Annotated in this window: 12 protein-coding genes; 3 read left to right on the top strand and 9 right to left on the bottom strand. The window is 66.9% G+C overall.

What is annotated here, in order from left to right; genetic code table 11:
* Positions 1-178: 178 nt before the first annotated feature.
* From ABIB28_RS15180 to ABIB28_RS15170, 3 genes are all read right to left on the bottom strand, one after another.
* Positions 179-604: a hypothetical protein gene (locus tag ABIB28_RS15180; RefSeq protein ID WP_322159728.1), complete on the bottom strand. Its 426-nt coding sequence runs from the start codon at positions 602-604 to the stop codon at positions 179-181.
* A gap of 312 nt (positions 605-916) precedes the next feature.
* Positions 917-1,084: a hypothetical protein gene (locus tag ABIB28_RS15175; RefSeq protein ID WP_354288922.1), complete on the bottom strand. Its 168-nt coding sequence runs from the start codon at positions 1,082-1,084 to the stop codon at positions 917-919.
* A 64-nt stretch (positions 1,085-1,148) separates the two neighbouring features.
* Positions 1,149-2,117, bottom strand: a complete 969-nt coding sequence (locus ABIB28_RS15170) for a threonine ammonia-lyase (RefSeq protein WP_354288921.1) — start codon at positions 2,115-2,117, stop codon at positions 1,149-1,151.
* A gap of 139 nt (positions 2,118-2,256) precedes the next feature.
* Between ABIB28_RS15170 and ABIB28_RS15165 the strand changes: the two genes are divergently transcribed.
* From ABIB28_RS15165 to ABIB28_RS15155, 3 genes are all read left to right on the top strand, one after another.
* Positions 2,257-3,492 (top strand): type III PLP-dependent enzyme, encoded by a 1,236-nt coding sequence (locus ABIB28_RS15165; protein ID WP_354288920.1) that lies wholly within the window; start codon positions 2,257-2,259, stop codon positions 3,490-3,492.
* 125 nt (positions 3,493-3,617) lie between these two features.
* Positions 3,618-4,661, top strand: coding sequence for a 1,9-bis(guanidino)-5-aza-nonane synthase (locus tag ABIB28_RS15160; RefSeq protein ID WP_133187399.1), 1,044 nt, complete (start codon positions 3,618-3,620; stop codon positions 4,659-4,661).
* A 62-nt stretch (positions 4,662-4,723) separates the two neighbouring features.
* Positions 4,724-5,152: an MAPEG family protein gene (locus ABIB28_RS15155; RefSeq protein ID WP_189676889.1), complete on the top strand. Its 429-nt coding sequence runs from the start codon at positions 4,724-4,726 to the stop codon at positions 5,150-5,152.
* 1 nt (position 5,153) lies between these two features.
* Here ABIB28_RS15155 and ABIB28_RS15150 read toward each other — a convergent pair whose 3' ends face one another.
* The 6 genes from ABIB28_RS15150 to ABIB28_RS15125 are packed head-to-tail and all read right to left on the bottom strand — an operon-like array spanning position 5,154 to position 13,135.
* Positions 5,154-7,046 carry an XrtA/PEP-CTERM system amidotransferase gene (locus ABIB28_RS15150; protein WP_354288919.1) on the bottom strand — a complete coding sequence of 631 codons (1,893 nt, stop codon included), beginning with the start codon at positions 7,044-7,046 and terminating at the stop codon, positions 5,154-5,156.
* Positions 7,046-8,575, bottom strand: a complete 1,530-nt coding sequence (gene xrtA, locus ABIB28_RS15145) for an exosortase A (RefSeq protein ID WP_354288927.1) — start codon at positions 8,573-8,575, stop codon at positions 7,046-7,048. The genes ABIB28_RS15150 and xrtA overlap by 1 nt, the downstream gene beginning before the upstream one ends.
* A 16-nt stretch (positions 8,576-8,591) precedes the next feature.
* The gene (locus ABIB28_RS15140; protein WP_354288918.1) at positions 8,592-9,803 is read right to left on the bottom strand and encodes a TIGR03087 family PEP-CTERM/XrtA system glycosyltransferase; all 1,212 of its coding nucleotides are present in this window, start codon (positions 9,801-9,803) and stop codon (positions 8,592-8,594) included.
* The gene (locus tag ABIB28_RS15135) at positions 9,803-10,876 is read right to left on the bottom strand and encodes a FemAB family XrtA/PEP-CTERM system-associated protein (RefSeq protein WP_354288916.1); all 1,074 of its coding nucleotides are present in this window, start codon (positions 10,874-10,876) and stop codon (positions 9,803-9,805) included. Before ABIB28_RS15135 ends, ABIB28_RS15140 begins: the two co-directional genes overlap by 1 nt.
* A complete protein-coding gene (locus tag ABIB28_RS15130; RefSeq protein ID WP_354288926.1) occupies positions 10,873-11,730 on the bottom strand; it encodes an XrtA system polysaccharide deacetylase in 858 nt (285 codons plus the stop codon). Before ABIB28_RS15130 ends, ABIB28_RS15135 begins: the two co-directional genes overlap by 4 nt.
* 4 nt (positions 11,731-11,734) lie before the next feature.
* Positions 11,735-13,135, bottom strand: a complete 1,401-nt coding sequence (locus ABIB28_RS15125; protein WP_354288915.1) for an XrtA/PEP-CTERM system-associated ATPase — start codon at positions 13,133-13,135, stop codon at positions 11,735-11,737.
* Positions 13,136-13,153: the final 18 nt, after the last annotated feature.

The raw sequence follows: 13,153 nt of genomic DNA, 5'->3' as shown, positions 1-13,153 counted from the left end.
CCGACAGCTCAACGAGCGGCCGAGAAAAACCTTGATGTACCAAACGCCAGCGGAGAAGTTCGCACAGAGCGTTGCGTCGATCGGTTGAACCCACCGTGGTAAGCGGACATTCCGCTCAAGGTGCTGCTATCAGGTCGGGCCAATCGTCCCGTGGTGGTGGTCAGCGAACATCCCAGCTTTACCGTGCCGGCTGCACGCTAGCGGCCTTCGGTGGTGCACGATCACCCTCGTAATACATGCTCATGCACAGGCATCCGATCGCCATGCCGATCAGGCCCATCGCGATCTGCACGTCCAGCTTGGTGCGGCGTAGGACAGGCCGGCGTTGGGTCAGTCCGTCGATCAGCCGAACGTTGGCACCGACCGACGTAATGGCGGCTAACCCGAAGAGGATCACTGACAGCCACACGACGCGCGACGCGTTCTGGAGCAAACTGCCGATCAACGTGACCGAGAGCCCTGCGCCGGCGATGCCGACCGTCGCCAGCTGATCGAAGATCTTCGATTGAAGCTCGTAAGGAAGGTCCGCCGATACGGACTCGGGCCGCTCCTCGATGAAGTCAGCGCCCGGCTTCAGCCGGAGCCTATAGAAGAAATCTAGCACGTGCCGCTCCCGATCAAGACCCAAAATCTCGCGGGTCGATAGTCGCAGGGTTGTTGCTCAAGGTCGATACCGAGCGTCCGCTGTCGGGATGGCCATCAGGCAAGCTGGACGTCCGGTTTTGGTCGAAAACAGATATCGCCCTGTCCTACAAGGCGGCCGCCATGGTATAGCCTGCACGGCTCTTTGAAATCGTCAGACCTGCGCGACCGCATTGGCGCCAAATCGGAAACGATCGCTGGTGTAAACACCATGTCCAGGGGTCAATCGAGTCAACCTCGGCACGGTTCGTCGCACGCGCAGCGCCGGATCGCGCTACAGCGTCCAGATAACCACGTTACCCACCAGCACCGCCGCCATCACCAGCATGAGCACACCCTTGCGGACGTCCTGCCGCTTGGCGATCAGCATGCCGCCGCCGATCAGGCAGGCGAAGGCGGCGAGCATGGCAAGAGCAGGCGCAAGGCCTTCGAGGGCGGTCATGCAGAACCCTAACCGTTAGGCCCACGCCAAGTCGACCCTTCCCGATCCCCCGGCACCGCGAAGATCAGTCGGTCCCGGCCAGCACCGCACCATAAGCGGCCAGATCGACATTCCCGCCCGACAGCAGCACCAGCAGCCCCGGCTCGACCGCCACCTTCCCGCTCAACACCGCCGCCAGCGCCACCGCGCCGCCCGGCTCGACCACCAGCCGCAAGCGCTCCGCCGCCCAGCGTTGTGCGGCGCGGATCTCCGCCTCGCTCACCGCAACCCCCGTCGCGCCCCGCCGCGCGAGCACATCGAAGGTCAGCCCCGACACCCGCGTCGTCTGCAACGCGTCGCACGCGGTCGGCGGCGGCGAATCGCCGACGGGTTCGATCCACCCCGCCTCGAGCGAGCGCCGCATGTCGTCCCACCCCTCGGGCTCGACCACGGTGACGTTCGCGTCGGGCAGGGCCAGCGCCAGTCCCGCCGCGAGCCCGCCGCCGCCGCACGGCACCACCACGCGAGCAGCACTCCCCAGCCCCGCCGCCGCCATCTGCGCGGCCGATTCGATGCCGGCGCTGCCCTGCCCCTCGATCACCCACGGATCGTCGAAGCTCGGCACGAGCACCGCGCCCCGCGCCTCGGCGAGTCGCGCGGCGATCGTCTCGCGGCTCTCGGTCTTGCGGTCGTAGCTCACCACCTCGGCCCCGAGCGCAAGCGTCCCCTCCCGCTTGGCCTTGGGCGCATCGGCGGGCATCACGATCGTCGCGGGCATCTGCAGCCGCCGTGCTGCCCACGCAACTCCCTGCGCGTGATTCCCCGATGAAAAGGCGACCACGCCTTTGCTCCGCAAATCGGGCTCGATCGCGGTCAACCGATGCCACGCCCCACGCAATTTGAACGCGCCCATCGGCTGCAGGCACTCGGCCTTGAAAGCGACCGCAACGCCTTGAATATCAACGACGAACAGCGGCGTTGCCGGCACCACCGAAGCGACCTTGGCGGCGGCGTCGCGCACCCCTGCGCGGGTCGGCTGTCTTAAAATCGTCACGTGTCACCTCCGGGGGGTCCAAAACCGCTTTACATTGAAAAAGCGCGACCCTATTTCGCCCATCCGCTGCCCCATGGGACTTCCAACCGCAAGGCAGTGTTTTCGTGAACTTGTCTGCGGACATTGGAGGTCCCTTGAATTGCACAATCTACATCGCGCGCTGGGGTTAGCGACCACCCCTTCGACTGCCGTTACCGGCATCGACATCGCTAAGCAGAAGCCGGTCCAGCCGGTTACGCTCGTTCGTCCGCACGCTGCTGCGCGTGCGGCCCGGTTCTTCGCGGAGAAGTTCCCGGGTCGCTCGATGTATGCGGTCAAGGCGAACCCCTCGCCGGATCTGTTGAAGATCCTGTGGGACAGCGGAATCACGCATTACGACGTGGCCTCGATCGCCGAAGTACGGCTGGTGGCGTCCACGCTGCCGGGCGCGACCCTGTGCTTCATGCACCCGGTCAAGGCTCCCGAGGCGATCCGTGCGGCCTATTTCGACTATGGCGTGAAGACGTTCTCGCTCGACAGCGTGGAAGAGCTGGAGAAGATCGTCGACGCGACCGATGGCGCCGAGGATCTGACGCTGTGCGTTCGCCTGCGCGTCTCGTCGGAGCATAGCAAGCTGAGCCTCGCGTCGAAGTTCGGCGCGGCGCCGGGCGAGACCAAGGAACTGCTGTTCCGCGCGCGCCAGGCGGCGGATGCGCTCGGCATCTGCTTCCATGTCGGCTCGCAAGCGATGACGCCCGAAGCCTATGCCAACGCGATGGAGCGCGTCCGCGCGGCGATCGTCGAGGCAGCGGTTACGGTCGACGTGATCGACGTCGGCGGTGGTTTCCCCTCTTCCTATCCGGGGATGGAGCCGCCTCCGCTCGAGCGCTATTTCGAGACGATCCACCGCACGTTCGAATCGCTGCCGGTCAGCTATTCATCCGAGCTGTGGTGCGAGCCCGGCCGTGCACTGTGCGCCGAGTACAGCTCGATCGTGGTGCGCGTCGAAAAGCGCCGCGGCGATGAGCTCTACATCAACGACGGCGCGTACGGCGCGCTGTTCGATGCGGCGCATATCGGCTGGCGTTTCCCGGTCGAGCTGCTGCGCGAGCCCGAGAGCCGCTCGAAGGACATGCCGTTCAGCTTCTACGGCCCCACCTGCGACGACATGGACCATATGGTGGGGCCGTTCTACCTCCCCGCCGACGTCAAGGCCGGCGACTATCTCGAGATCGGGATGCTCGGCGCTTACGGGTCTGCGATGCGCACCGCGTTCAACGGCTTTGGTTCAGACGAGACGGTAATCGTCGCTGACGAGCCGATGGTGTCGCTGTACGGCGAAGAGGTCTATGGCGACGAGCAGCCAGAGGTCGCTTCGAACGTCGTCACGCTGTAACAGGCCAAGTCCATTACGATCCGTCACCCCAGCGAAAGCTGGGGTCTCCCGGAAGCGCGCGTCTCGCCCGCCCCCGGAGATCCCAGCCTTCGCTGGGATGACGGCTGTTTGCTAGGGAGTTTTCCATGAACGACATGTCCAACCGCAAGGCCGAGCTCCTCTCGACCACCGTCGAGCATATCGACATCACCAAGTTCGACGCGCGCCCGATCGTCGACGCGATGAAGAAGATGAGCTTCACCAGCCGCGACCTCGGCCGCGCGACCGACATCTACAACCAGATGCTCGCCGACAAGGATTGCTCGATCTTCCTCGTCATCGCAGGCTCGACCTCGGCTGGCGGCTGCATGGATCTCTATGCCGAGCTGCTGCGCAACAACATGATCGACGGCGTCGTCGCAACGGGCGCGTCGATCGTCGACATGGATTTCTTCGAGGGTCTTGGCCACAAGCATTACCAGGCGCTCGAAGTGCCCGACGACGACACGCTGCGCTCGCTGCTGATCGACCGCATCTACGACACGTACATCGACGAAGAGCAGCTCCAGGATTGCGACCACACGATCCTCGAGATCGCCAACTCGCTCGAGCCGCGGCCCTATTCGAGCCGCGAATTCATCCGCGAGATGGGCAAGTATCTCGTCGAGAACGGCAAGAAGGAGAACAGCCTCGTCAAGCTCGCTTATGAGCATGACGTGCCGATCTTCTGTCCGGCGTTCGTCGATTCGTCGGCGGGCTTCGGTCTGGTCAAGCACCAGGTCGACCGCGCCAAGGAGGGCAAGCCCTATATGGTGCTCGACGCGATCGCCGATTTCCGCGAGCTGACCGACATCAAGATCAAGGCGGGTGTCACTGGCCTGCTGATGATCGGCGGCGGCGTGCCGAAGAACTTCATTCAGGACACCGTCGTCTGCGCCGAGATCCTCGGCCATGACGACGTGCAGGTCCACAAGTACGCGGTACAGATCACCGTTGCCGACGTGCGCGACGGTGCCTGCTCGTCCTCGACGCTGCAGGAAGCGGCCTCGTGGGGCAAGGTCAACACTGGCATCGAGCAAATGGTGTTCGCCGAAGCCGGCTCGGTCATGCCGCTCCTCGCCTCGGACGCCTACCACCGCGGCCTGTGGAAGGACCGCGTCAAGCGTCGCTGGGGTGCCAGCTTCGACTGATTGCGTTGCAAAGCAAGACTAACTGAGGCAGCCTCTCCCAAGCAATTGGGGGAGGTTTTTTCATGCACAGCGAGATTTTGAAACCGGTCGTGGCGATGATCGCCTGGACGCTGGTGATGCTGCTGTGGATGTTGGCGACGCGCCTGCCGGCGATGAAGGCGTCGGGGATCGATCTCGGCACGCTGGTCGGCACAAAGCCCGCCGATGCCGACCGCGGGCTGCCGCCCAAGATCCAGTGGGTCGCGCACAATTACAATCACCTGATGGAACAGCCGACGCTGTTCTACGCGGTGTGCGGGGTGATCGCGCTGACCGGCACTGGCGACGGCGCGAACGCCTGGATCGCTTGGGCCTATGTCGCGTTGCGGATCGCGCACAGCATCTGGCAGGCGACGATCAACAAGGTCTCGGTGCGGTTCGCATTCTTCCTGGGCAGCTCGCTGATGCTCGTCGCGTTGACGCTGCACGCGGCACTGGCGGTATTCCGCTAGCTCAGCCGAACAGCCGCGCCATCGCGCGTTCGAGCATCACCAACTGCCACAGCGTCCGCCCATGATCGGCGCGGCCGCTGCGGTGGTCGTCGGCGAGCTGCGCGATCGTCGTGGCGTTGAACCAGCCCGTTCCTGCGAGGACGCGCGATGATGCGAGCCGCGCCGCCTCATCCGCCAGCGCCCCGCGAAACCAAGCGCTGATCGGCGTTACGAAGCCCATCTTCGGGCGATACAGGATGTCCTTGGGGAGATAGCGCTCCATCGCCTTCTTGAGCAGCCACTTCCCCTGTCCGCCATGCAGCCGCATCCCGACGGGGAGTTTTGCGGCGAACTCGACCAGGCGATAATCGAGCAGCGGCTCGCGCGCCTCGAGGCTCACCGCCATGCTGGTACGGTCGGCCTTGGTCAGGATGTCGCCGGGCAGCCAATGCTGGAAATCGGCATATTGCGCACGGTCGAGCGCATCGCGCGCCGGCGCATCGCGCATCGAGCGGACATAGCGATCCTCGGCGCGGTGCCCGCCAAGCGCCGCCCTGGCGGCATCGGTGAACAGCGCCGCGCGCAACGCCGGCGTCGTCACGCCGACCGAGCGCGCATAGCCCTCCGCGCCATCCTCGGCGAGCGCGAGCAAGGTCGTCTTAGCGCGCAGCGGTCGCGGCGCCCAATCGGCCTTGGGATACCAGCGCCCGAGCGTGCCGAACACATTGGTGCGAACCGACGCCGGGACCAGCCCCCGCACGCGCTCCTCGGCCGCCTGGAACTTGTAGCGGCGATAGCCCGCAAACGCCTCGTCCGCCCCGTCCCCCGACAGCGCGACGGTGACGTCCTCGCGCGCCAGCTCGCACACGCGGTAGGTGGCGAGCGCCGAGGCATCGGCGAAAGGCTCGTCGAACGCATGGACCAGCGTGTCGATCAGCGAGAAGTCATCCGCCGCCACCACCCGCTCGCGATGCTGCGTGGCGAAGCGCTGCGCGATCTCGTTGGCGTATTTGCGCTCGTCGAGGCTGCTTTCGTCGAAGCCGATCGTGCACGTCCGCACCGCCCCGCGCGACGCCTCGGCCATCAACGCGACCACCGCCGAGCTGTCGACCCCGCCCGACAGGAACGCGCCGAGCGGAACGTCCGACACCATCCGCGACGTCACCGCCTCGCGCAGCAGCGCGGTCAGTTCCTCCTCGAGCGCCTTCGCCGATCCGGTCGCGCGCTTCGAGAAGTCGACATCCCACCAGCGCGACGGCGCCGGCACCGGCTTGCCGCGCTCGATCAGCAGGCAATGCCCCGCGCGCAGTTTCTTGACCCCCGAGACCAGGCACGCATCGTCGGGCACATAGCCGAACGCCAGATAATCCTCGACCGCGCGGATGTCGGGCACGCGCCGCACCAACGGATGCGCGAGCAGCCCTTTCAATTCCGACGCGAACGCCACAGCGCCATCGGCCAGTTCGACATAATGGAGCGGCTTTACCCCCAGCCGGTCGCGCGCGACGAACAGGCTCTGTCGCCGCGCATCGTGGAGCGCGAACGCGAACATGCCGTTGAGCCGGTCGAGCATCGCCGGCCCCCACACTGCCCAGCCGTGAAGCAAAACCTCGGTATCGCCAGCGGTGACGAACACCGCGCCCAACGCCTGCAGCTCGGCGCGCAGCTCGGCGAAATTATAGATTTCGCCGTTATAGGTGACGGTCAGCGCGCCGTCCTGGCTCGCCATCGGCTGCGGCGAGCCGACGACGTCGATGATCGACAAGCGCCGATGGCCGAGCCCGACGCCCGGCGCGGTCCACACGCCCGAGCCGTCGGGCCCGCGATGCGCCTGCGCGTCGGCCATCGCCTGGATCCGCACGGGATCGACCGGCTTGGGGATGGCGGGATAATAGAGACCGGCGATGCCGCACATCAGCGCGACATCCCGGCGGCACGATCGGCCGCACGCGCGACCGGACCGAGCGCCGCGATGAAGCGCGTCATCGCCGCCCGCGCGTCATGCCCCGGCAGGATCTCGGCAGAGACATGGACCGCGACCGCGCGCTGCGGCCCACCGAGCAGCTTGGCCTTCAGCGTTTCCAGTTTCACGATCGGCCCCTTGGTCGTCAGCGCATCGCCGACACGGTACCACGTTACGATCTGCCGCTCGACCGGGCCAGGGGCGCTGACGCGGATCACCGACCCACCCGCAAGATCGGGCAGATCCTCGACACGGAGCCACACATCGTCCTCGCGGATCGGCCCGACGCCGAACGCGACGATCTCCTTGCCCTGCTGCTGGCTGCCATAGACCGCAATCGCCAGATCGACCGTCTCGCCCGCCGCATCGGCATAGCGCCCGAGCAGAAAATGGTCGGCGCCCGGATAATTGGGGGACCACACCGCGCGCGTGCTCGTCCCGACGCGGTGCCAGCCCGGCACCTCCGGCAGCGAGATCTCCGCCGGCAGATTTTGCGCACGCCCCGCGATCGCGCTCGACCAGGCCGGGAACACCGCCGCGACCGCGAGCACGAGCGCGGCTGCGACCAAAGCGTCGAGCCGCAATCCCGGGACGGTCTGCAGATTTGCGGGATCGAACACCGGCGCATCGGGCGCGCGGTCGAACCAGCGCCAGCCGATCGCCAGCGTCGCCGCCATCACCAGCCCGAAGAACACCCAGCCATAGACGATATGGTCGAACCCCGTCGCTTGCTCGACCGAGCTATGATGCGCCGCAAAGATCGTCGCGAACGCGCGCACGCCGTTGGCGAGCACCGGAACGATCACCGACACCAGCAAGAACAGCGCCCGCCTGCCCCACGACACGAAGCAGACATTGGCGACGAGCGTGCCATAGGCGATCATCGCGATCACGAACTTCGCGCCCGAACACGCCTCGGCCACTTCGAAATAGCCGTTGGGGATCGTGATCAGCACGCCATCGACTTGCGCGGGCACACCGAACAGATGGAGCAGCGGCATCGTCATGCCGACGGTCACGCGCTGCAACGGCTCCTCGAGCCCCTCGCCAAACGGCACTAGAAACACCGCATAGGCGAGCGGGAAGAGCAACGCGCGCGCGACATTGGGGCCGAGCAGCGTCACCACCGCGCCTTGCAGCATCATCACGATCCCGAGGTGCCGCGCGAGCGCGACGCCGCCGGCATCGCCGAACAGCCAGCCGAGCCCGCCAAGCGCGACGATCGCCAACCCCGGCGCCCAGGCAATCGGCGCGACTTGCGCGAGCTCGCCGCGGCGCTGCCACACCAGCCAGGCCAGCACCGGGGTGATGAACAGGCAATGCCCGAAGGTCGTGCTCGTCCACCAGATCGTCGTCAGCGCAGCGACATCGCTGCGGAACAGCGCGAGCAATGCCATCGCGACGACCGCCAGAATCGCCGCCTGCCGCCGCCACAGCGGCGCGAGCGACGCGCGCGAGTCCGCAGACGCGGGCACGGGCATTGCGATCGTCACCGGCTCAGGCCGCGGAGCGGCGCGGCGGCGCCTTGACGCTGATCCCGAGGATCGCATCGAGCGGCGCGAGCCTTGCTTCCCAGCTGTAGCGCGCCTGCACCTGCGCGCGGGCGTCGCGGCCCAGTCGTCCCGCTGCGGCAGGATCGTCGAGCAGCGCGATCACCGCATCGGCGATCTCGCCGACGCTCTCGCCGACGCGCAGCGTGTCGGCATGGTCGATCCCCTCCGCCGCGGCGCGCGACGCGACCACCGGACGCGCCATCGCCATCGCCTCGAGCACTTTGTTCTGGATACCGCGCGCAAGCTTGAGCGGTGCGACGACGACCGACGCCGCCGCAAGCCAGCCGCGGACGTCGGCGACTTCGCCGGTGACGATCACGCCGGGCTGCTTGCCAAGCGCCTTGACCGCCTCGCTCGGCGCGCGCCCGACGATCGCGAAGCGCGCGTGCGGAAAGCGCACGCGAATGTGCGGGAAGATCGCCGCGACGAACCAGCTCACCGCTTCGATATTGGGGCGATAATCCATCTGCCCCGTGAAGACGATCAACGCATCGATCGCCTCGATCTGCGTGAACGAGGCGTCGGGTGCAAAGACGTCGGTGTCGATCCCATTCTCGACGACATGGACGCGCTCCGCGCCACTGCGCTCGCGAAACAGCAGCGCCTCGGCCTCGCTGACGAACAGGCTGGCGTCGGCCCGCGCGGCGATCGCGCGTTCGTACTGGAACAGCAGATTAGCTTCGCGGCGCATGACCCAAGCCATAGGGCCGCGGCCTCCCTTCGCATAGGCGGCGAACTTGGCCGAATCCATGTCGACGAAGTCCATGATGACCGTCTGCCGCGGGCGCGCCGGGAGATATTGCGCCATCTGGCTCGAGAAAACGTAGATCGTGTCGATCGCATGGCGCTCGAGCAGCGCCTCGACCGCGCTCCGCAGCGACCGGCTGTCGAACGACGTGAGCGAAATCGGCTTGCGCGTCAGCAGCGCCTCGATCGCTGCCTGCACGCGCGACTTGGAACGCCAGATGATCGAGCGGTTGCCGGTCATCTTGGCGAGCCCGGTCTTGCCGGCAAGATCGCGCGTATCGTCCGCAAAGGCGATCAAATGGACGCGTTTGCGTGCCGACAGATATTTGAGGATGTGGAAGCCACGGATCTTGTCGCCACGGTCGGGCGGATACGGCACGCGGTGGCCGAGAAACAGGATGTCTCCCATCAGCCGAGGCCACGCGAGATGTGCGGGCCAAGCTGGTTCGCCACCCACAGCGGCAGCTTCTTCCACAGGTCGACCTTGCGCGAATAGCGCGGATCGAGCGGGTTGATCTCGCGCGCCTCGGTGCCGACCGCCGCGCGCTTGGCGTAGGGCAGCGCGACGCCCTCGAAGCCCCAATTCTTCTTGAACGCGGCAGGGCCGGTCCCGGCCTTCGAACGACCGAAATCGAAGCGCGTGCAGCCGCGTGACCGGGCGTGCGCCATCAGCGCGAAATACATCCGGTCATTGGCGCGGAGCTCGCGTGCGGCGTGCGTGCCGCCGCCCCAATACGGATAGACGGTCCCGTTGAAATAGACGCTGAGCACCGCCGCGACGGGCTCGCCGTTCGCGCGGACGGTGAGGATGTCGGCATCGTCGCCGAACTGATCGAGCACCGCGCGGAACAGCCGCTTGGGGAATACCGGCGTGCCGAGGTTGCGCACCGATTCGGCATAGACCGCATAATGCGCCTTGAGGTCGGCGGGCGCGCTTCCGATCGCGACCTCGAGATCGGCGTCGAGCGCCTTGCGCACCTCTGCGCGCTGCTTGCGCGGGATCGCGAGCAGCTCGTCGGCATCGCTCGCCGCGAGATCGCGCGCAAAGCCGAGATAGGTGGTCGTGTCGATTTGCCAGCCATCGGCCGGGATCGGTCCGCCGCGCAGTTCGAGCGTCGGGCAGCCGAGCCGCTCGGCCAGCGCCCACGCCGCATCGGACAGCGCAGGGATCGCCGCGACTTCCGTAACGAGGATACCGCCGCCGACCGCGAAGCCGTTCGACACCAACGCCCTGCCGAACAGCGGCGAGCGAATTTCGGTCAGAGGGAGCAGCCCGACGATTGCCCCGTCGGCATGCTCGGCGACGAGCGTGTGGCTGGTCTGCCCGCAGCCTCGCGCGACGCCGAGGCTCCACGCCGGGAGGTGGAACGGCGTCGCCTCAGGGTGCGCCCGCACGAACGCGTCGATCCGCGTCCGCGCGTCGGGCTCCCGCAGATCGATCGCCCGGACGCCGACCGGCACCGCGAGCAAAGGCGCCGTCACGCGACTGGCTCGCGCGCCCGCGCCGGGAGGTCGAGCGCGGCGACGACGGCGTCCATCCGGCCCCAGTCATGCCGGCCGATCAACCCGCGCAGCTTGCCCGCCATCGCGCCGAGCCGACTGTAATGCCGCAGCTTCGATTTCGCGGGGGCGTTGGCGACGCGTGGCTGGCCGGGGTCGATTTCCCACGGGTGGAAATAGAAGATCGCTGGCTGCGCGTCACGACTGACTTGGCGTACTGCATAATCGGTGAGCGCCGCCGGGAAGAGCCGGAAGAAACCCCCGCCCGTCGCCATCCGGCGCGCGCCCAATTCGGCGATCGTCACCGGCACTTCGATTAGCGGCGAATCGGCAAGCGGGCGGAAGGCGTAGCGCGAAGCTTCGGGCCAGCCGTAATGGTCATGCTTGAGCGGCGCGACGCTCGATGAATAGGCATAGCCCTCCTCGGCGAGCACATCGTACGCCCAGGGCGTGCGCGCATCGATCGAGAAGCTCGGCGCGCGGTAGCCGGTGACGGCGACGCCCGCAGCATCCTCGAGCGCTGCGCGCGCGCGGCCGATGTCGGCGCGGAACCGCGCGGCATCGAGCGTGAAGACGCGGTCATGGTCCCAGCCGTGGCTCGCCACCTCATGCCCTTGCTCGACGATCCGCCGGATCAAGGCTGGGTAGCGCTGCGCCACCCAGCCGAGCGTGAAGAAGGTCGCCTTGACGCCGCTTTCGCCGAACAGTGCGAGCACCGCATCGGTGTTGCGCTCGACTCGCGGCGTGAGCGAATCCCAGTCGCGTTTGTCGATCACCGTCTCGAACGCGCCGACCTGAAACCAGTCCTCGATATCGACCGTCAGCGCGTGACGCATCGGCTCAGTCCTCGTCATGCTGCATGGCAAGGCCCGGCGCCTGTCCCGACTCCGCCCAGTCGACGAGCAATTTCAGCACGCGCCGCAGAGCGACGTCCTGCTCCTCGACGCGCGCAGTCAGCGCGGCGACTTGCTCGGCGAGCTTGGTGCCGGGCTCATCGTCGGTCGAGGCGACAGGCTCCTCGCGCGTAGCGATGGGCGAACGGTCTTCCTCGACATCGGCGATCTGCCGCACCGTGTCCGCCGGGACCGCAGGCGATTCTCCGACAGGCTCGCTGACCGCGAGCACGACCGGATCGGGCGCATGCGGCGTTTCGTGTTCCGCTTCGGGCTCGTTCTCTGGTTCTGGTTCTGGCTCAGCTTCAAACTCAGGCTCCAGGTTCGGCTCCGGCTCCGGTTCTGTCTCCAGCTCGCGCTCAAGCTCCGGTTCGGGTTCCGGCTCGACGTCCGCCACCGGCACGGGTGCAGCGACCGGATCCGAGTGCGGCACGGCCGGCGCGTCCGGTTCGGGCACCAGGCTCGGCACGGGTTCGGCTTCCGGCGTCGCGACCAGCGCTTCGCGTTCGGGGATCGCAATCGCCTTTACGCCGGGCATGTCGCCCGCAATGTCGGCAAGCACGGTCGCCACCGCATGCGCGTCGATCGTCTCGAGTTGCTCGATCGCTGCGTAGAGCAGGACGCGCCCGGCCAGTTGATTGAGCCGCCGCGGCACGCCGTCGGTGCCGTCATAAAAAGCGGCATAGGCGTCGGGCGTGAAGCCCGGGCGCCCGGTCCATCCCGCCACGGCGAGGCGATGGCGCATATAGGGTTCGACTTCGTCCCGCTCCATCGGGTCGAGATGGTGGACCGCGATCACGCGCTGGCGGAGCTGTTCGAGCCGGTCCGACCCGTGCAGCCGCTCGCGAAACTCGGGCTGGCCGAGCAGGAAGATCTGCAGCAGTGCATGGCTGCCGGTCTGGAAGTTCGAGAGCATCCGCAGCTCTTCGAGGCTCGACACGGGCAGCGCCTGCGCTTCGTCGACGATCAGCAGCGTACGGCGTCCGGCACGCGCGGTCGCGCGCAGCCCGCGCTCGATCGCGACGAGCAATTGCGCCTTGGTCAGCCCGTCGCTCTCGATCTCGAGCCCGCCCGCGACGATCCGCAGCAGATCCTCGGCCTCGATCTGCGTCGAGACGATCTTGATGACGTGGAGCCGAGTCGCATCGACGGTGTCCATCAGATGGCCGACCAGCGTCGTCTTGCCCGCGCCGACATCGCCCGTGATGACGATGAAGCCCTCACCTTGCGCGAGGCCATAGCCAAGGTACGCCATTGCCTTGCGATGCGTCGCGGTCTCGAACCAGAAGCGTGGGTCGGGCGTCAGCTGGAACGGGCGACCGCGCAATCCATAAAAGTCTTCGTACATGCTGCTATCCCCGCAATG

This window comes from Sphingomonas sp. UYEF23, assembly GCF_040546165.1.
In the GTDB taxonomy this organism is placed as follows: Bacteria; Pseudomonadota; Alphaproteobacteria; order Sphingomonadales; family Sphingomonadaceae; genus Sphingomonas; species Sphingomonas glacialis.
The sequence above is the reverse complement of the archived record's forward strand: the minus strand, read 5'-3'. Positions and strand labels throughout refer to the sequence as shown.